The sequence below is a fragment of the Halobacillus sp. ABR2_026 genome, assembly GCF_056158545.1.
This window is the reverse complement of the sequence record NZ_JBSWTM010000001.1, coordinates 3,502,739-3,520,763: the sequence shown is the minus strand read 5'-3', so window position 1 is coordinate 3,520,763 and position 18,025 is coordinate 3,502,739. Positions and strand designations below refer to the sequence as shown.

General features: G+C 44.5%; 18 protein-coding genes and 1 pseudogene. 11 read left to right on the top strand and 8 right to left on the bottom strand.

Annotated elements, in window-relative coordinates:
• Nucleotides 1–25: 25 nt before the first annotated feature.
• The 4 genes from ACXADE_RS17960 (at nucleotide 26) to ACXADE_RS17945 (ending at nucleotide 4,870) form a co-directional block, all read left to right on the top strand.
• On the top strand, nucleotides 26–1,267 hold the full coding sequence (locus ACXADE_RS17960) for an aminopeptidase (RefSeq protein ID WP_474981788.1): 1,242 nt from the start codon (nucleotides 26–28) through the stop codon (nucleotides 1,265–1,267).
• Between the two features lie 997 nt (nucleotides 1,268–2,264).
• Nucleotides 2,265–3,281 (top strand): acyltransferase family protein, encoded by a 1,017-nt coding sequence (locus ACXADE_RS17955; RefSeq protein ID WP_474981787.1) that lies wholly within the window; start codon nucleotides 2,265–2,267, stop codon nucleotides 3,279–3,281.
• Between the two features lie 54 nt (nucleotides 3,282–3,335).
• Nucleotides 3,336–4,151: a GNAT family N-acetyltransferase gene (locus ACXADE_RS17950; protein WP_474981786.1), complete on the top strand. Its 816-nt coding sequence runs from the start codon at nucleotides 3,336–3,338 to the stop codon at nucleotides 4,149–4,151.
• A 53-nt stretch (nucleotides 4,152–4,204) separates the two neighbouring features.
• A complete protein-coding gene (locus ACXADE_RS17945; protein WP_474981785.1) occupies nucleotides 4,205–4,870 on the top strand; it encodes a type 1 glutamine amidotransferase domain-containing protein in 666 nt (221 codons plus the stop codon).
• Between the two features lie 149 nt (nucleotides 4,871–5,019).
• Here the strand turns inward: ACXADE_RS17945 and ACXADE_RS17940 are convergent, their stop codons facing one another.
• Entirely contained in the window at nucleotides 5,020–6,372 is a 1,353-nt protein-coding gene (locus ACXADE_RS17940) for a YjiH family protein (RefSeq protein ID WP_474981784.1), read from the bottom strand.
• 192 nt (nucleotides 6,373–6,564) lie between these two features.
• Here ACXADE_RS17940 and ACXADE_RS17935 point away from each other — a divergent pair, with 192 nt between their 5' ends.
• Nucleotides 6,565–7,536: a YbgA family protein gene (locus tag ACXADE_RS17935; RefSeq protein ID WP_474981783.1), complete on the top strand. Its 972-nt coding sequence runs from the start codon at nucleotides 6,565–6,567 to the stop codon at nucleotides 7,534–7,536.
• Nucleotides 7,537–7,538: 2 nt separating this feature from the next.
• Here the strand turns inward: ACXADE_RS17935 and ACXADE_RS17930 are convergent, their stop codons facing one another.
• Together ACXADE_RS17930 and ACXADE_RS17925 are read right to left on the bottom strand one after the other, a co-directional pair.
• Complete coding sequence (locus tag ACXADE_RS17930; RefSeq protein WP_474981782.1) at nucleotides 7,539–8,399, bottom strand: fructosamine kinase family protein; 861 nt, start codon at nucleotides 8,397–8,399, stop codon at nucleotides 7,539–7,541.
• 16 nt (nucleotides 8,400–8,415) lie between these two features.
• Complete coding sequence (locus tag ACXADE_RS17925; protein ID WP_474981781.1) at nucleotides 8,416–9,315, bottom strand: GNAT family N-acetyltransferase; 900 nt, start codon at nucleotides 9,313–9,315, stop codon at nucleotides 8,416–8,418.
• 182 nt (nucleotides 9,316–9,497) lie between these two features.
• Here ACXADE_RS17925 and ACXADE_RS17920 point away from each other — a divergent pair.
• Both ACXADE_RS17920 and ACXADE_RS17915 read left to right on the top strand, forming a co-directional pair.
• Nucleotides 9,498–11,162 (top strand): annotated as a pseudogene (locus ACXADE_RS17920) (ABC1 kinase family protein).
• On the top strand, nucleotides 11,159–11,470 hold the full coding sequence (locus ACXADE_RS17915) for a phasin family protein (protein ID WP_474981780.1): 312 nt from the start codon (nucleotides 11,159–11,161) through the stop codon (nucleotides 11,468–11,470). The pseudogene ACXADE_RS17920 and the gene ACXADE_RS17915 overlap by 4 nt, the downstream one beginning before the upstream one ends.
• Nucleotides 11,471–11,685: 215 nt before the next feature.
• On the opposite strand, the gene ACXADE_RS17910 is transcribed toward ACXADE_RS17915, so the two are convergent.
• On the bottom strand, nucleotides 11,686–12,405 hold the full coding sequence (locus ACXADE_RS17910; protein WP_474981779.1) for a YwaF family protein: 720 nt from the start codon (nucleotides 12,403–12,405) through the stop codon (nucleotides 11,686–11,688).
• Nucleotides 12,406–12,483: 78 nt separating this feature from the next.
• On the opposite strand from ACXADE_RS17910, the gene ACXADE_RS17905 reads away from it, so the two are divergent.
• From ACXADE_RS17905 to ACXADE_RS17890, 4 genes are all read left to right on the top strand, one after another.
• Nucleotides 12,484–12,702, top strand: a complete 219-nt coding sequence (locus ACXADE_RS17905; RefSeq protein ID WP_474981778.1) for a uracil-DNA glycosylase — start codon at nucleotides 12,484–12,486, stop codon at nucleotides 12,700–12,702.
• 126 nt (nucleotides 12,703–12,828) lie between these two features.
• Entirely contained in the window at nucleotides 12,829–14,172 is a 1,344-nt protein-coding gene (locus tag ACXADE_RS17900) for a sodium-dependent transporter (RefSeq protein WP_474981777.1), read from the top strand.
• 234 nt (nucleotides 14,173–14,406) lie between these two features.
• Entirely contained in the window at nucleotides 14,407–14,706 is a 300-nt protein-coding gene (locus ACXADE_RS17895; protein ID WP_474981776.1) for a YwdI family protein, read from the top strand.
• 12 nt (nucleotides 14,707–14,718) lie between these two features.
• Nucleotides 14,719–15,087 (top strand): DUF423 domain-containing protein, encoded by a 369-nt coding sequence (locus tag ACXADE_RS17890; RefSeq protein ID WP_474981775.1) that lies wholly within the window; start codon nucleotides 14,719–14,721, stop codon nucleotides 15,085–15,087.
• A 2-nt stretch (nucleotides 15,088–15,089) separates the two neighbouring features.
• Here ACXADE_RS17890 and ACXADE_RS17885 read toward each other — a convergent pair whose 3' ends face one another.
• From ACXADE_RS17885 to hemQ, 4 genes are all read right to left on the bottom strand, one after another.
• Entirely contained in the window at nucleotides 15,090–15,338 is a 249-nt protein-coding gene (locus ACXADE_RS17885) for a hypothetical protein (RefSeq protein WP_474981774.1), read from the bottom strand.
• Nucleotides 15,339–15,427: 89 nt separating this feature from the next.
• On the bottom strand, nucleotides 15,428–15,907 hold the full coding sequence (gene gerQ, locus ACXADE_RS17880; RefSeq protein WP_474982266.1) for a spore coat protein GerQ: 480 nt from the start codon (nucleotides 15,905–15,907) through the stop codon (nucleotides 15,428–15,430).
• Nucleotides 15,908–15,949: 42 nt separating this feature from the next.
• Nucleotides 15,950–16,372, bottom strand: coding sequence for a cell wall hydrolase (locus ACXADE_RS17875; RefSeq protein WP_474981773.1), 423 nt, complete (start codon nucleotides 16,370–16,372; stop codon nucleotides 15,950–15,952).
• Between the two features lie 692 nt (nucleotides 16,373–17,064).
• Nucleotides 17,065–17,802, bottom strand: coding sequence for a hydrogen peroxide-dependent heme synthase (gene hemQ, locus ACXADE_RS17870; RefSeq protein WP_474981772.1), 738 nt, complete (start codon nucleotides 17,800–17,802; stop codon nucleotides 17,065–17,067).
• Nucleotides 17,803–18,025: the final 223 nt, after the last annotated feature.

The following is an 18,025-nucleotide window of genomic DNA, read 5'->3' as shown; positions in this document are numbered from 1 at the left end:
TACAGATTAGGTGGAGGGATATACATTGAATAAACATCAAAAGCAATTAGAGAAGTATGCCGATCTAGCACTGAAAAAAGGGGTGAACTTACAGAGGGGACAAGGATTGATCATCAATGCCCCTATTGAAGCAGCGGAACTTGTGCGGACAATATCTGCGAAAGCGTATGGGAGAGGGGCGAAGAATGTCCATCTTGAATGGAGCGATGAGGTTCTCAGTTTTATGAAAATGAAAAATGCTCCTATGGAAGTGCTCGAGAATTTTCCGAAGTGGAAAGCAGAGGGTTTGGAGGAAATGGTGAAAGATGACTATGCCCTTTTGTCCATTTACGGGCCGAATCCTGATTTATTCAAGGGTGTTGACTCAGAGCGTATTGCCAAAGCGAACAAAGCAAGTGGGGAAGCCTTGACGAAGTATAGAGACTTTATCATGAATGATAAAGTCACCTGGTCAATCATTGCCTACCCTCAGGAAGCCTGGGCACAAAAAGTATTTCCGGATGATTCCAAAGAACGTGCGCAAGCCAAAATGTGGGAGCAGATTTTCCATATCACCCGGATTGATCAGGATGATCCGATTCAAGCCTGGGAAGAACACAACGAAAAACTTCGCAAAGCTCGTGAATTTCTGAATCAGAAGCAATATAAGAAACTTCATTATAAAGCACCTGGTACAGAGCTATCCATCGAACTTGTCCACAACCATGTATGGCACGGCGGGTCGACGACTTCTGAAAAAGGTGTGGAGTTTAATCCGAACATCCCGACAGAAGAAGTATTCACTATGCCTCATAAAACCGGCGTTCAGGGCCAGGTGACGAGTACGAAACCACTCAATTATGGAGGCAATCTTATCGAGAATTTCACCCTCACTTTTGAAAATGGGAAAGTGGTCGACTATCAAGCAGAATCGGGCGAAGAAACGTTGAAGCACCTGCTTGAGAGTGATGACGGAGCTAAACGCCTGGGAGAAGTAGCCCTCGTTCCGAACGAATCACCGATTTCAAAGTCAGGGCACATTTTCTACAACACCCTGTATGATGAAAATGCTTCCTGTCACCTTGCTCTCGGTAAAGCCTATCCTACCAATATTCGCGGGGGATCATCTTTCAATAAGGAACAAATGGATTCTCACGGGGTGAACGACAGTCTTATCCATGAAGACTTTATGATGGGGTCGTCAGAATTGGATATTGACGGGGAAACCAAAGAAGGAAATTTTGAGCCGATTTTCCGAAAAGGGTCATGGGCTATCCGATTTGAATAATTCATGTAGAGGCATCCATACGGGGTGCCTCTTTTTTAGAAAGGCACTGTTAAAGTTCAGTGTTGATATTTGCATCAACGGATCGCAGGGACAATGAATGATAGGATGGTAAAAGCGAATTTATTTCCAAGTGTCAAAACCTTTAGATGATCTCCTTTCACGATCCAACCATTGATTCTTGTTGGATTATTATTTCAAAACGGAGTTTTTCGCTATAGGGCAGGATTGTTGAAGACTTGATTTCGAGACTTCTGTGTTGTGGATAGGGGCTGTGGGGAATGACTCGCTTTCCGCGGGAGCGCGGTGAGCCTCCTCGGACTACGTCCTGCGGGGTCTCACCAAGCACTCTCTTCCCGCAGGAGTCTCGCCATTCCCCTTCGCCCTTTGCCATATAAGTGTCTCGAAACCACTACTTGAAAAATCAGCTTGTATGGGTAAGAGAAGGGAATGATATCATCTCTACCCCATGAACGTTTAGCATACGCAAATGCTTGATACTACGTATGATCTGCCCGTCTAGGGGAGAAGAATGGGAAACTTACGAATCCATAAAGATGTTCGAACCTCAACCATTCAAGCTCACCCTTTTTAAAGTGGCTTCGAGACACTTATAAGGGAAAGGGGGCGGAGGGAAACGGTGAGACTCCTATGGGACGTGTGGGACAGGTGAGACCCCGGAAGGCGTAGCCTGAGGAGGCTCACCGCCCGCCCCATGGAAAGCGAACCTTTTCCCGGAGCCCCTAGAATCACACAAACATCTCGAAGCTGAGTCTTCAAGAAAAGGGAGCTTTCGTTGAATAAGCCAAATATAAAAATGGAAGTTCCTTTTTTGCAGTACTATCAACACTAAACTTTAACAGAGCCTTTAGAAATATACATAACAAAAGATAACAATCGGTTTACAGATGGTTTAAAAATGAATAAAAACGTCTTAAAAAGCTAACAAATGTGGTAAATAAGAGATAGAGGACTAATCGATAATGAAGGGTGAGACAACATGAAACGTGATGCCTTTTTTGATAATGCCAAACTCGTACTAATCTTTCTTGTCGTCTTTGGTCATATCATCCAGCCGTTCACGGATGGATCAAGGCCGATGTACACATTATATACTTGGATTTATACATTCCACATGCCTGCCTTTATCTTTCTTGCCGGCTTTTTTGCAAAAGGTTCGGGAGAGAAAGATTATATTTTACAACTGGCTAAGAAGCTAATTCTGCCCTATCTTATTTTCCAACTCGTGTATACAGGCTATTACTTTTTCATAGGAAAAGGGGCGACCTTGAGTGGGATCTTCTATCCTCACTGGTCTCTTTGGTTCCTATTCAGTCTGTTCTGCTGGCATATTCTGCTCTATTGGTTCAAAAAGATACCACCGTTCCTTGGAGTGGCCATCGCCGTACAAATCGGAGTGCTGGTCGGTTATTTCAGTGATATCGGTCACCACTTCAGTTTGTCACGGACATTTGTTTTCTTCCCATTCTTCCTGGCCGGTTATTGGTTGACGAAAGAACATGTCCACAAATGGAGATCACGCCGCGTGAAAGAAGCGAGTCTTGTAGTCATGGCGGTTGTAGCTTCACTGATTGCTTTGTTCCCGGAATTCAGTTCCGGGTGGCTGCTTGGTTCTAAATCCTATGAGGTTCTGGGAAGCCCTGAAATGGGAGGTGTCTTCCGACTAGGGGTTTATGTACTGGCTGCTCTCATGACGATTAGTGTATTTGCATGGATTCCAAATACCGAGTACCGTTTGACCTATCTTGGTGGAAGAACCCTTTATGTTTATCTGCTTCACGGATTCTTCATCCAATTTTTCCGCCAGGCGGACTGGTTTAAAGTGGATCACGTGTTCGATCTGCTCGGTCTTGCCATCGTGGCTGGTGCCATCGTATACGTGCTGTCGAGCCGTATCATACGAACGCTTACGCAGCCATTCATTGAAGGGCGCATCCAGCTTCTGAAGAGATGGTGGTCCCAAAATAATCAGAAAGACTCTTCTTTACAATCCTAAGCAGGGATTTCCTCCTTCAAACCGAATAGGATGGGGAGAAGGAGGAATCATCCAATGAGAATCGTATCGCTGAAGGATTGCTCGTATGAAGATGCTCTTTCCTGTTGGAATGCAAGCTTTCAAGATTATCCCGTAAACATCCAAATGGAATGGGATAGCTTTATGAAGATGATGGTTTCTAAACGTTTGCCCCCGTCTCTTTCATTTATGGCTTTCGAAGACCATCGCCCTGTCGGAATTATTTTGAATGGCATTCAGGAAATTGATGGTGTGAAAACCGCATACAACGGAGGCACGGCTGTGCATCCTTCCTATCGAAAAAGAGGAGTAGGACGATTATTGGTCCACTCCTCTTTAGCTATGTACGAAAAAGAAGAGGTGGAGGAAGCTCGGTTGGAAGCCATTGCTGACAATCGATCCGCGATTGCTTTGTATGAATCGTATGGATATGTAGTGATCGATCATTTGCATATTATGAAAGCTGCCGGAGGTAAGTCGGCCGGTCTGAGCCGGTTTCGGTTAGAACCGGTGGACGAGCAAGTGTGGAACGAGGGCGCCCGGAGAGAAAAGTATCCATGGCAGAACCAGCCCTTCGCTGTTGATCAAGGAACGTATTATAGCGTGTTAGAGGGACAGACGATAATCGGTGGATTGCTGGTCTCCCGTAATCAAAAAGGAGACATTCTCCTGTTTCAAATGCAAACAGAAAACAAAGGAAAAGAATGTTTAACCGCTCTCTGCAACGAGTTCTCTTTCTCTGTGATCACCGCTTTTAACATTCCACAAAAGAGCGCGGCGTACCAGGCATTACACCAAGAGGGTTTCAAGACGGTGTTAAAGCAGGTGTGGATGAAAAAAGGGTGGGATTGAATCGGCACCGCTAGTAAACAATAGGGGGGAAATAGACAAGGAGGTTACTATTCATGGATCAAAAAATATTGATGATTGTAACGAACGCTGATCGATTGGATCGCACCCATGAAACAGGACTTTGGCTGCAGGAATTCGTTGAGCCCGCCACTGAATTTAAAGAAGCGGGTTATGAAATAGTAGCTGCTAGTCCTGGAGGGGGGCGTCCTCCGATCGATCCGAATAGTTACAGTAACGAACTTCCGAAGGTATGGGACGGGGTTATGCTGCCGATAGATCAAACGATTCCTTTAAAAGAAGTCGACCCTACAGAATTTTCCGGTATTTTTTTGTGTGGAGGCCACGGCACGATGGTCGACTTTCCTGAAAATGAAGACCTCGAAGAGCTGCTGCGTCACTTCTTAACCGAAGGGAAAGTGATTGGAGCGGTTTGCCATGGACCTGCCGGGTTATTAGGAATGGAAGATCACAATGGCCAGCCCCTTGTAGAAGGGAAGAAAATAACTGGATTCACCAATGAAGAAGAAATCGAGACAAACCTTGACTCTGTGGTCCCCTTCATGCTTGAGGATAAATTAAAAGAAGCCGGAGCTGAATTCATAGCTGGGGAAGCCTATTCCGATCACGTTATCACTGACGAACCATTTGTAACCGGACAAAATCCCCAATCCAGCCTAACAACTGCCCAAAAAATGCTCCAACTTCTAAAAAACCGCTAAGCCATCCAAAGCTTAGCGGTTTTTTGTATGATGAACTATATCGGATCTATGAATGATGACCTCCTCCTTTCAGGGTTTGATAATGGGCAAGAAAGGCTTACATCTGGCAAAAACAAAAAGCACTCCCTCTACGGAGGAAGTGCTCTTCATTAAAACAATAGATGCGCGATCAAAGTGATGATCGGCAGTGTAATGATCGTTCTCAGAAGGAAAATAATGAACAAGTCTTTCATGTTGACAGGAACTTTCGATCCGAGCAGCAATCCACCAACTTCGGACATATAAATCAACTGAGTGACCGATAAAGACGCGATAATAAAACGCGTCATTTCACTTTCAATCGACGAACCGATAATCGCAGGCAGGAACATGTCGGCGAAACCAACAAGAATCGTTTCCGATGCTTCCTGTGCATATGGAACCTGCATCAGTTCAAGCAGTGGTATGAAAGGCATACCGATCCATGTGAAAAATGGTGTGAATTCGGCAATCACAAGAGCAATTGTACCGAGTGCCATAACAATGGGAGCCACTCCCATCCACATATCAAGAATATTCTTCGCACCCTGCTGGAGGAAGCTTGAAACGCCACTAGCTTTGCTGCCTTGTTCCACAGCCTTCGTATATCCATAAGTGAAGATATTGTGGTGATCCGGAACATCTTCTTTTTGGTCGCTTGGCTCCTCTGTCACATACGTGTCCGCTTTGCGGGAAAGAGGCGGGATTCTCGGCATAATCAACGCAGCGATGAAGCCTGCGATAGCTACGGTCAAGTAAAACTGGCCGAACATATCGCCGAGACCAACTTCCTGAATCACGACCAGGCTGAATGTGATCGAAACAACGGAAAAGGTTGTCCCAATGACAGCAGCTTCCCGTTTCGTATAATATCCTTCTTCATACTGTTTACTTGTAAGCAGGACACCGATGGTTCCATCTCCCAGCCATGAGGCTAAGGAATCGATGGACGAACGTCCCGGCAGTCGGAAAAGGGGACGCATGATTTTTGTTAGGATGACTCCAAAAAGTTCAAGAAGCCCGTAATTCAAAAGCAAGGGCAGAAACAGCCCGGCAAAGAGAAATACGGCAAAAAGAACATGAAGGAGTGAATCCAGGAGGAGACCTCCTGTGTTTGCGCTGATGATTGCTTCCGGTCCGATTTGGAAATAGACCATGATGGCAAAAATCATACCTAAAAGGCGGGTAACTACCCATACGGGTGGGACATTAAATAGAGACTGGAAAAAAGGTGAACCTTTCAAAGCTTCTTTTCCAGCAGCTTTAGCTATGAGTGTCCCAATAGCTGTGATCGTGATGATAATCATCATGATCATGGATAAATAGTCGGCAAGCCATGTTTCCACCCAGCCGGCTAAAATAGCGATGGGGATCGTAACGGCCCCGTCCTCACCGAAGATCGGAAACATGAATAGGAATATTCCGATCAAGGATGGAATGATGAACTTTAAATGGGAAGATGTATTGAAGTCTTTCGCTCTCATCCAAAATCTCTCCTGACGTCGTCTGTTTTATTTATAAATACGGAAGAATAATTATGCAACACTATTTATTCTATTACTTTTTCCGTCAAAAACCAATAGGAAATTTGTAGATAATGTGCAGCTCGTGTTTACGCCTGTTAAAAATGAGGAACCTTGGCTAATACTTGTATTTGTAGGAAAGGGGTGAAGGACATGCGGGAATTCCCTGTACCAAAGGTCGTCGTCAGTCGTTGTTTAGAGTTTGCAGAAGTGCGGTTCAATGGAGCTGTTATTCCTGACAAAGCGGTTCAACGTATGGTGAATCATGTAGAATTCATACCCGTCTGCCCGGAAGTGGAAATCGGGCTTGGCGTACCGCGAGATGTTATTCGTATTATTGAAGGGGAAGAAGAACAGCTTGTACAGCCAAAAACAGGGGAGAACCTTACCCGGACAATGAAGCAATTCTCCGAAGGTTTCCTCGACTGGTTGAAGGATGATGTCGATGGCTTTCTTTTGAAAAACCGTTCGCCCACATGCGGCATGCAAGATGTGAAAGTTTATCACAGGGAAGGCAATTCCCAGGTGGTAGGCAAGACCACCGGGTTCTTTGCAAAAGAAATTCTTCATCGTCATGGAGGACTGGCTATTGAAGAAGAGGGAAGAATGAAGAATTTCACCTTAAGACACCATTTCCTGACGAAGTTATTTACATTAGCAGACTTTCGCGATGTGAAGCAAACACGGGAGGTCAAACGTTTACAGAAATTCCACGCCCGTAACAAGTACCTTTTCATGTCCTATCACCCCGGTACATTGAAGCAAATGGGGAGGGTATTAGCCAACCACGATCATTTAGAGTACAAAGAGGTGGTGGCTGCTTATGAACCTCTCCTCCATAAACTTCTGGAAAGCCCGGCAAAGCCCAAGGCCCATGTGAACGTATGTCAGCATATTGCAGGATATTTCAAGAAGGAATTGTCCCAGGAAGAGAAAGCAAGCTTTCAACGTTTGGTGGAACAATACAAGGAAGAGAAAGTACCTTTGAGTGCGGTAATCAGTGTGTTGAATTGCTGGGTCGCCCGTTTCCAAAGTGGGTATCTCGAAGGACAGACGTACTTTCAACCTTATCCTCTTGAACTTGTAGAAATATCAGATTCAGGAAAAGGGAGGGCTTACTCTTGACCTTAACCAACGTACGTTTTTAAAATTCGGTCGACCTGTGATCCATACATTTCACCGAACAGGTTAAGGTGGACGAGCAGATAAAAAAGCTGATAGAGAGGTTTTGTATCCTGATAGTCGACAGGAAGTTCGAATTGAGACTGATATTCTTTCATGAAATCCGCAGGGAATCCTCCGAAAAGTTCAGTGAAGGCGAGTTCAAAGGCATGATCTCCATATAGAACAGATGGATCGATCAGAACAGGTTCGCCTGCTTTATCTGCGATCCAATTCCCACCCCATAAATCTCCATGCAGAAGAGAGGCTTTTGGATGGGCTGGAAGGAAGTCATGAAGCCGTTCGATGAGTTTTTCCAGCCGCTCTTTTCGTTTGCCTTTCATCGTGCCCCTAGTCATTCCTATGGAAAGCTGACTTCCCAGGCGATACTGGCTGTAATAATCCGTCCACGTTTCGCACCAATTATTAGGCTGATCCAATTCACCAACAAACGTAGGAGTCCCGAACCCAAATTTACTTTCTGTCGTTTGATGCATAAGAGCGAGGCGTTTGCCAAGAGACTGCTTCAGATTCCCTTGCTCGATCCATTCCATAACGAGGGTAGCTTTTTCCCCTTTTTCAGGGCTGTCATAATGATACACTTCCGGAACCCGGACCGTGCCGGTTTCTTTGATGCGCTGTAACCCCTCAGCTTCCGCCTGGAAAAAGTGTGGCGCTACGTGTTGATTGATTTTAATGAAGTAAGGTCGATTGTCTGTGTCTGCATAAAACGATTCATTGATATCACCACCGCTTACAGGTTGAATGATGCGGAGCGGTGATGTTTCCCCGATCTTCTGTAAAGTTTCACGGATAAATGATTCCATTCAATCTCTCCTTCATTTAATGGATCGTTGTGGAGATAGGCTCCATTGGCTTCATTTCTTTTTGATAGGCATGGATGGTATGGATCTCCTGAAAGCCGAAATGTTTGTACAAGTCTTCCGCTTGTTGATTTTCTATACGTACAGAGATGGTGACTACTTCTAATTCAAGAGCAAAGAAGGCATATTGCAGAGCATGGTGGATCAATTCTGTACCAATTCCGCTGTTACGGTAGTCCGCTGCTACGTTTACAAAGCAGATTTCCCCTTCATGATCCGGGATGATGGTTTCAAAATAAATGTATCCCCTTAACGCTCCATTCTGATGATATCCCCATAAAAAATGGTTTCCATTTGTGGCCAGATGCAGCATTTCCCGCGTTGTATAGTAAGCAGCGGCAGGGTGAATGTCATCAAGTGCTTTATAATCTTCCTCACTGAGCCGCACAATCGAATGATTTTTCACATCAGCCGCTTGGTAAGTCGATTTTTGGACGGCTAAGGTTCTTTCAATATTATACAATTCAAACCCATGTCTTTCTGAAAATGAAACAAGCGCTTGATTGGCAGCAAAACAGGCGACTTTCACAGCATCGAAATGCAGCTGCGCGGTTAATGAGGCCTTATCCCATAAACGCTCGATGACTTCTTCATGATCCTTGATGGCAAAGGGCCCCAGCAACCGGCAGAGCTTTTGTTCGAAAAAGGGTAGAAGGCCGAGGAAGCCAATCATTTCATCTCCTTCCCATGCTACATAGGCGAGAGGTTCTTTAAATTGCGTTAATGTCCAAATTTGTTCGAAAATCTCATTTTGTTCGGAGGCCATCCAGGCAACGAAATGATGGTCTTTTTCATTAACTTTGCAAAGCCATTCCGCTACGGTATGTAACTCTCTCACTTCTAATTCACGAATATGCATCGGATCACTCCTTTCTATCCTAAATTTTCACACAAGATTGAATGCAAGCGCAACTTTTATCCGTTTGTGAATGAGGGGACATCCTCTTCTTTCATTATTCACTCCTTCTAACATCAAAAGTTATGATTGATGAGAATCGGGGAAGGGAAGAATGAAGGACAGACGTGTGAAGGGGGAAGACAATGGGACATCGGTTGAAATACTTATCCATATACAGAATATCCATCATCGTTTGGATGGCTTTGAAATTCCTCATCCAAATCTTCTGGTTTGAAAAAAGACACCGGATTTGGGATGAGGATACCAAACGTAAGTGGGAGGAGATGTTGGCCAGACAGGCGGAGGAATATCGGAGCAAAGCCGTTTTATTAGGAGGACTCCTGATAAAATTCGGGCAGTTCCTAAGCTCAAGGGGAGACTTGCTTCCCCAATCCTTCATTAAAGAGTTGGAAGGGCTTGTGGATCGGGTGGAACCCATCCCTTTCCATTATTCCAGAGAGACAATCGAAAAAGACTGGAATGCTCCGCTCGATCAATATCTATCACATATAGATGAAGACTCTATTGCTTCAGCTTCAATTGGGGAAGTTTATAAAGCTTACTTGAAAGATGGGACACCAGTTGCGGTCAAAGTCCAGAGATACCGGGTAAGAGATACGTTTCGTATGGATTTCAAAGCATTGAAGATTGTATTCTGGATGCTTGATAAACTTACGGTATATGGAAAGAAAGCGGACCTTCCTGCTTTATATCGCGAAGTTGTACGTGTGATTAGCAATGAACTGGACTTTACGATGGAGCTGGAAAACGGCAACCACTTTAAGTAGAGGGTTTCAGAGTTTGAGAATGTCTACATTCCTGAATATTATTCCGATTTATCCACGAAGCGCGTACTCGTCATGGAATGGATTGAAGGAGCGAAAATAACCGATCTCTCATACATTAAGCACAATGGCATCGACAGAGAAGCGATTGCACGTACATTGTTCGATTTGTGCGTGGAGCAATTTTTATATGCCGGGATGTTTCATTCTGATCCTCACCCGGGAAACTTGATGCTGAAAGAAGATGGAACAGTTGTTGTAATCGATTTCGGAATGGTCGGAGAAATACGGAATGAGGATGCAAATTCCATCCGCAAAATGATTCAGGGCTTCATTTTGGACGATTATGATCGTGTCATCGAGTCCTTGCAGGAAATGGACTTTCTTCTCCCCAATGCAGATACGGAAAAGGTGAAAAAACTGTTGAAACAAACGACCGACATGTATTTGGATGGGAACTTTGACAAGTTGGATGCGCATATGATGAATGATATGCTGGGCGATTTACAGGAGTTTGTCAAAGAACAACCCATTCAACTCCCTGCTGATTACGCCTTTTTAGGACGTGCGACCTCCATTATTGTCGGAGTGCTTACAAGCGTTTATCCTCAAATCGATTTGATTCAATGGGGAAGGCCGGTAATCAAAGAGTGGATGTCAGGAGAAGATTCCAGTTACTCGCTGTATAAAGAAATAGCGAAAGAAACAGCGCGTCCATTGTTATCTCTTCCGAGAGCATTGATTGAATACCTGGAGGATGGAGATAAAGAGAGGGAATGGAAGAGCTATCATCAAAAAAATCATCTGTTTCATCAATATTATCTGTTCTATACAATCCTATCCCTGATCACTTTAGGGGCAGGCGCTGCAGCCCTTTATTATACAATTATTATCCCCGTGCTTCCGAGCTTATGGATGGGGGGGACTCTGTTAGGAATCGGTGTCCTTGGTTTTCTTGTAACTTCTGTGAATCACCTGAGGATGATTAAACGAATTCATCATACGAGGAGGAATGAAGGATGAGTGATTTATTGAAAAAAGGGTTTCACCTTGGGTTAGGTGCCGCCATTAGTGGAAAAGAACGATTTGAAAAAATGGTCAATGATATGGTGAAGCGAGGAGAAATCAGCCCCTCTCAAGCTAAAAACATGGTGAACAATTGGATGACTCATTGGATTTCGAAAGGGCAGAACAAAGATAAAGAATGGAATGAGCAGGCGAAAGCAAAATTTCAGGATCAAATGTCTGAGTTAGGATTTGTTTCAAAAGCAGAGTACGAACAATTAGAAGCCAGAATCGAGCGACTTGAAAACTTTCATGGTCGTTCATAAATGTTTCCGCTCCTGATGCTGTCAGGAGCTTTTTTTGTACTTTGTCATTGGAGCCATCCGGTCATGTTTCTGACGGAGCAAATCCTGGTAAGAGCACTATTCATAGAAAAGCATGAAACTTCAATCCATACTGTTCCTTCGTCGATGTTATCCGTGTGATGCTCAGACTTATCGTTTACGCTTTTTTTTGACACTCAAGTACCTGGCCCATAGTTCTAACTGCTGCGTTTTTTAATGACCTTGTATAGGAGGTACATGAGGGAAAAAACGAAAAACGCTGCCAGGATAAGGCTGATGTAGTAGGTAACGCCTTCTCCCATCCAATCCAGTGGAGTACCAGCCACAGGAGGACCATTCAAGTACAAATAATTGGTCTGGAAGTAGGTATTGAACAAGTAGATCAACACACTGTAGCCCATTAAGTAAAGGAAGGTTTCTACTAAATCGAACCACTTAATGTGCAGGTTGGACGTTACGATTAAGAAAAGTCCCGCCCATGAGATAGCCATATGGTGGAGAAAGAATTTCCAAAAGCGGAAGTGCTCGTATCCATGAGGGAGGTCAGGAGTAACCAAGGCGATAGCTGCAGGGAGAATACCTATGAAAAAAGTGATCTTTATGAGTTTCGGATGATTTGTGAGGAGGGCTGATGCAGCTGTGAGAGAAGCAATGCCACATAAATGGAGCGGGAGATGGGACCCCTCCATCCACAGACCGTGCATATAGGTCCATATTTGATAGCTGACTTCAGAGAGGATCAAAAGTGTGAAAAGTCCGATACGGACCATTTTATGAAAGAACGTAGAATGCTTCAAAGGGTGATGAAAGAACAAAATCGTTAGAGAAATAGTCGTGTAGATGAGGAGCATCCATTGATGGCTCGTCCCGAATGTAATGAACGTCTGGTCGATTTGTTCACTGAACCATGCTTCCATACCATTCAAACCTCCTAGAGATCGGTCGTGTCCTGTGCTATGATTCTACCATATCATTCGGAAGAAAAGAGGGTCGACATGAAGAAGGTCAACTGCTTCCGCTGCAAGCATTTCCGTACCACGTGGAACCCTGCATTTCCTCGAGCTTGTGCGGCCTATGGATTTAAATCGAAAGAAATCCCATCGGCCTATGTTTTGAAATCAACCGGTACAGAATGCTTGCAATTTGCTGAAAAAAATCAGAAAAAGAAGAAAAATCCAGCTGAAACCTCATCCATGATCGATTATCGACTGTAAATTAAATGAAATTTCAGAATATGTATTTACACTCGCTCATTCTGTGGTATGCTGATGAATATTTCAGTAAGCCGAAAACAAAAAGAACGGCTGAGAAGTTGAATGAGTGAGAGGAGTGGAGTAGGTATGGCAAGAGAACAATGGGGGACGAAGCTGGGCTTCATGCTGGCTGCGATGGGATCAGCTGTCGGACTCGGGAATATATGGAGGTTCTCCTTTGTTGCGGGTAATAATGGCGGAGGCGCCTTTTTGATCTTGTATTTATTATTCGTCCTATTGATCGGGGTCCCGCTGTTATTATCGGAAGTAAGCATTGGACGGAAGGCCGCAAGCGATGTTGTCGGTTCTTTTCAGAAACTGGCTCCTAAGACTCCGTGGTTTTTGACAGGATTCTTTGGTATCGCGAGTGCTTTTCTAATTTTAGGATTTTATGCTGTTGTAGCTGGCTGGGCGATCTTTTATTTCTGGAATTATTTGAATGGATCATTTTTTACATCGCCTGATGTCGGTTATGAAGGAGCATTTGGCCAATTTATCAGCCATTCCTGGCATCCGATTGCCTGGACGGCATTATTTATGGTTTTGACGATTGTCATCGTATTGAGCGGAGTGAAGAGAGGGATTGAAGCTGCGAATAAAATATTCATGCCTTTATTGGCGATCATTTTAATTGGACTTGCTTTCTTCAGTCTCTCATTAGATGGTGCTTCTGAAGGGTTGAAATTCTTATTCCGTCCGGACTGGACAGCTTTCAGTCAACCATCGATCTATATAGCAGCTTTAGGTCAAGCCTTTTTCTCCCTGAGTCTTGGAATGGGAGCTATGCTTACCTATGGCAGTTATTTGAGAAAAGAAAACAAGCTGCCGAGTGCCACACTTGGTATTGGTATTATGGATACTTTCTTCGCCGTTATTTCAGGCGTGGTCATATTCCCTGCCGTCTTTGCCTTTGGCATTGATCCAAGTTCAGGACCGCCGCTTGTTTTCATTACACTTCCAAGCATTTTTGAACAAATGCCGTTTGGAGGAATGATTGGTCTTGTCTTCTTCTTTGCGTTGATTTTGGCTTCCTTGTCATCTTCGGTATCGATCTTGGAAGTGCCGACGGCCTATTTCATGAGAGCCTTCGGCTGGACTCGGTTTGCAACAAGTGTGCTTGTTGGGTCCATCATGTTCGTATTGGGAATCGGTGTTTCCCTCGTCTTTGGGTTATGGTCAGGAATCACGCCGATTGGAGATTTGAATATCCTCGATTCGATGGACTACATCGCATCTAATATTCTGCTTCCACTTGGAGGTCTCTCAATGGCACTCCTCGTCGGCTGGTACTTCAAAAAATCCGAAGCGCTGGAATCTACGGATATGAAGAACGATGCAATCGGAAACATCTGGTTTATGATCGTTAAATTCGTGGCACCTGTTATGATCGTCTTAATTTTCCTCAATCAAATCGGCGTTATTTCGCTATAAGAACAAGAGGAGGACCCTGCAGCATGCAGGGTCCTTATTATTTTGCATTTGAACACTCGCGAAGTGGAAGGCTCTTAAAATCAATCCCTTGTTTTAAAGACTCCCCTCAAGATGCTTAAGACTAACAATCTTAAACATTTTATGAAACTGACGGGAAGGAAAGGACACGGATGAGGGGAACGTGTTAAACTACGACAGAGTACCATCTTTTTATGGAAAAGGAGTAAACCATCTATGGCGATCACCAATCGAACGGTCTTGAAAAAGATGTCCAGTGAAATCCAGGAAGCGATGCTTCAACATGGAGATGAACAAAAGGTACGTGAACATGTACGTTCAGTGAAGCTGCTCGCGGACCTGCTTTTGGAAGAAGAATCAACTACACAAGATCAACCTTCTGGGGTACAGGAACCTACTGTTGAAGAAATCCGAAAAATGATGGGTGCTGAACAATCACAGCCTGTCCCATCAAAAGATAAAGAAACGAAAGTTGACCATGATGAGGCCAACGGACCTTCAATCTTTGATTTTTAAGGGGGATAAATAATGAAATTGTTTCTAATATTAGCTGTCATCAATGGATTCCTATCTGTTGCTTTAGGTGCATTCGGCGCTCATGGTCTCGAAGGGAAAGTTTCCGAAAAAGGCCTTGAGCAATGGGGCAAAGCGGTCGATTATCAAATGTTCCACACCATGGCTTTGTTTGTCACTGCATTATTAATGAGCAAAACCCAGACCGGCATGATGACAGGGGCGGGATGGTTTTTCTTGATCGGTATCCTGCTTTTTTCCGGAAGCCTTTATATATATGCGCCTACGGGGATTAAAACATTTGCTATGATCACGCCGCTCGGTGGACTGTCATTTTTGATCGGCTGGATTTTGCTTGGTTATGCAGTCATTAAATATATTTAAACTTAGAAATAAAGGATCGTTGTGAAAAACAGAACGATAACGGCCCTCATCAGCTGGATGATGGCATTAACTTTCTGCTGACGTTTCATTTCGATCATCGCTTCCAAGGCAAAGCTTGCGGCAAGTACGTAAAACATGAGCAGGATAATCCATTGATGCTCGAGTTGGAACAGGCCGACGACAGCAAGAATAACGGCTAACAGTAGGGTCCCTAACTGGGCTCTGTGGTAACTCTCATATGGAGGTCGCATCTTTCCACCCTTTTCTTTTGGCTTATCGCCAGTAATCGTGAATATGGAAATGAAAAACTCGCTACCGAAATAGCGAGTTTTTTGCATCCTTACCGAGGTTGATAGTTGGCCATCCCCTGGCCGGAGCCATAGGGGTAGTTGTAGTTGATTTCTTCATCGAATGTAATGTAATCAAGGTAGACCATCAGGAGCAAATAACGTTTGCCTGTTTGAGGGTCACTGAGGATGATGTGATCTCTTCCCGCAGCCTCAATGATTCCTTTAAACACTTTCGCATTCCACTGGTCGTTATTTTCAAAAGTCATATACACCGTGGCGGGTTTGCCTGCATTCAGGCGCAGGATATTCTCAATATAGGATTCTTCCGACGGGAGCATATTTGGCGGATTGACTCCTCCTTTATATTGCCCCTGGGGCATTTGAGGAACCTGCATTCCCCCTTGCTGCCCTTGCATTCCCTGATTGGGCATCGGGTAGTATTGCATATAAGGGTTTTGACCGTAATAGGGAGAGGATTGACCGCCATACATCGGCTGTCCCTGTCCTTGCCCCTGACCCTGCCCGCCCATTTGCGGTTTCTTTTGTGCCAATTCAATCACTCCTTATTGGAATTAATAAACACTAGGACAGTCAGACCGAGTCGGAGAATAGAAGCAGTGAGATTTGTACCTGCCCGTATTCCATTGGCCGAACCACTGAGCTGGACAGTCTCCAGAAGGTTTGAAAAACCAAAGTGAATTACTGGCAGGGTGGAACCGCTCACCGTTGATTGTCCTTCTTGCAAGCCGTTTGTCTTTTTCACGTGCACGCTGGTAAAAGTATCCCTTTTGGGTGGCTTCAAAGCCACCGGGGCTTTGGTACACCATTTTGCGAATCGAATCGATATCCGTGAAATCGATGCAATTCCCTCGCACACGATTGACTCCGGTATTACCGACCATAAGCATGCCTAGTTTTCCTTCTCCTTCAGCCTCTGCTCTCATGAGTCTCGCTAACAACTTGACATCGGCTTCATTGAAGGCAATAACAGCCATGCGGTCACCTCACTTTAAAAAAGGCATGATTGCATGTTCTTTATCACTATATGTTGGACGCCTATGGAGATATGATTAAAAATAATTTCCGATGGACAACAAAAAAAGACCTCCCGCGCAGGGATGGTCCTTTTGTTAGTCTTAAACAATAGGGAAGGATTGGGGTCGTTATCGTGTTGAGTGCCAGGGGTGGCTGGGAAGCTACTCGCTTTCCTGTGGGGGAGTGCCGAGCTTCCTCGGGCTACGCCCTGCGGGATCTCGCAGACCTCCTTTCTTCCCCGGGAGTCTCCCAGCTTTCCAATCCCCCCATTCCAAGAGGGGGTAAACGAACCCCTTTACCAACGTTGGATGGCCTTCCTCTATAGCAATTGTTGTAGGCAAGAAACGCTATGTATCAAGCTTTCCGTGTTCAAGTACCTCGTCTTGGAATAGGATCCTTATCATCTCATTAAATAGAATAGCTGATGATTCATGAAGGGGTTTCGAGACACTTACATGGTAAAGGGGTGGAGGGAAACGGTGAGACTCCTAGGGGACTTGCGGGACAGGTGTGACCCCGGAAGGCGGAGCCTGAGGAGGCTCATCGCCCGCCCCGTGGCAAGCAAACCTTTTCCTGCAGCCCCTAAAGAACAGCTCGAATCTAGATATTAGGGGATGTAAAAAAGCTGCCAGATGAGCTGGCAGCTTTTTTCTTATACTTGTAAAAATTGTTCAACTGCGTCTGGTTGGAGGATATTTCCGATATAGAAAGATCCAAAATCGCCGTAACGGGAAGTCACTTCATCAAAGCGCATTTCATAGACGAGTTTTTTGAAGTTCAGGATATCATGAGCAAATAAAGTAACGCCCCATTCCCAGTCATCTAAACCGATGGAACCAGTAATGATTTGGCGGATTTTCCCAGCGTATTGGCGGCCGGTCATTCCGTGAGCATACATAAGTTTCGCGCGCTCATCTTTCTCGAGAACATACCAGTTATCATTGCCTTGACGGCGCTTGTCCATCGGATAAAAGCAAATATGATTCCATTTCGGAAGGGTAGGGCGAAGGCGAGCCTGGATTTCAGGATCTTCCTCGTTCGCATTCCCCATGTAATTGGAAAGCTCTACAACGGAAACATACGAATACTCTGGCTTCGTGAATTCTGCCAGCTTGGATTTGTTGAATGCTGTCTCAATTTCGTTCAGCTCTTCCATTGTCGGACGCAGGATCATCATTAAAAGATCTGCTTTTTGCCCTACAATTGTATATAAAGCATGACTGCCTTCTTTGCTGCTTTCGGTTTCTTCCCATTGACCGATCAGTTCTTTGAATTCACTGATCGCTTCTTCACGGTCTTCAGCTGATGCATACTTCCATGCTGTCCAGTCGACAGAACGAAAATCATGCAGACAATACCAGCCGTCCATGGTAACTACTGCTTCTGGCATGGGATCGATCGCTCCTTTTACATTGAAGTATTGTACTTATAAAACATCCTCCATTAATATAACACATTTGAATGTTGATAGATAACATTGTGAATAAGGGAAGGGAAGGCGAGAATCAGAAGTATCATCTTCTGTAAAATAGGGTAAAGTTATTAAATGTAATCGCTTCAAACAGAAAACTTCGTTCGAACCACTTTCATTTAAACACGAAAGGTCTTATCAT

What these genes read in the sequence shown, in the direction of transcription:
- ACXADE_RS17955 (WP_474981787.1), top strand. Translation starts at nt 2,265, where the DNA reads ATGAAACGTGATGCCTTTTTTGATAATGCCAAACTCGTACTAATCTTT.
- ACXADE_RS17950 (WP_474981786.1), top strand. Translation starts at nt 3,336, where the DNA reads ATGAGAATCGTATCGCTGAAGGATTGCTCGTATGAAGATGCTCTTTCC.
- ACXADE_RS17945 (WP_474981785.1), top strand. Translation starts at nt 4,205, where the DNA reads ATGGATCAAAAAATATTGATGATTGTAACGAACGCTGATCGATTGGAT.
- ACXADE_RS17940 (WP_474981784.1), bottom strand. Translation starts at nt 6,372, where the DNA reads ATGAGAGCGAAAGACTTCAATACATCTTCCCATTTAAAGTTCATCATT.
- ACXADE_RS17935 (WP_474981783.1), top strand. Translation starts at nt 6,565, where the DNA reads ATGCGGGAATTCCCTGTACCAAAGGTCGTCGTCAGTCGTTGTTTAGAG.
- ACXADE_RS17930 (WP_474981782.1), bottom strand. Translation starts at nt 8,399, where the DNA reads ATGGAATCATTTATCCGTGAAACTTTACAGAAGATCGGGGAAACATCA.
- ACXADE_RS17925 (WP_474981781.1), bottom strand. Translation starts at nt 9,315, where the DNA reads ATGCATATTCGTGAATTAGAAGTGAGAGAGTTACATACCGTAGCGGAA.
- ACXADE_RS17915 (WP_474981780.1), top strand. Translation starts at nt 11,159, where the DNA reads ATGAGTGATTTATTGAAAAAAGGGTTTCACCTTGGGTTAGGTGCCGCC.
- ACXADE_RS17910 (WP_474981779.1), bottom strand. Translation starts at nt 12,405, where the DNA reads ATGGAAGCATGGTTCAGTGAACAAATCGACCAGACGTTCATTACATTC.
- ACXADE_RS17905 (WP_474981778.1), top strand. Translation starts at nt 12,484, where the DNA reads ATGAAGAAGGTCAACTGCTTCCGCTGCAAGCATTTCCGTACCACGTGG.
- ACXADE_RS17900 (WP_474981777.1), top strand. Translation starts at nt 12,829, where the DNA reads ATGGCAAGAGAACAATGGGGGACGAAGCTGGGCTTCATGCTGGCTGCG.
- ACXADE_RS17895 (WP_474981776.1), top strand. Translation starts at nt 14,407, where the DNA reads ATGGCGATCACCAATCGAACGGTCTTGAAAAAGATGTCCAGTGAAATC.
- ACXADE_RS17890 (WP_474981775.1), top strand. Translation starts at nt 14,719, where the DNA reads ATGAAATTGTTTCTAATATTAGCTGTCATCAATGGATTCCTATCTGTT.
- ACXADE_RS17885 (WP_474981774.1), bottom strand. Translation starts at nt 15,338, where the DNA reads ATGCGACCTCCATATGAGAGTTACCACAGAGCCCAGTTAGGGACCCTA.
- gerQ (WP_474982266.1), bottom strand. Translation starts at nt 15,907, where the DNA reads ATGGGCGGGCAGGGTCAGGGGCAAGGACAGGGACAGCCGATGTATGGC.
- ACXADE_RS17875 (WP_474981773.1), bottom strand. Translation starts at nt 16,372, where the DNA reads ATGGCTGTTATTGCCTTCAATGAAGCCGATGTCAAGTTGTTAGCGAGA.
- hemQ (WP_474981772.1), bottom strand. Translation starts at nt 17,802, where the DNA reads ATGCCAGAAGCAGTAGTTACCATGGACGGCTGGTATTGTCTGCATGAT.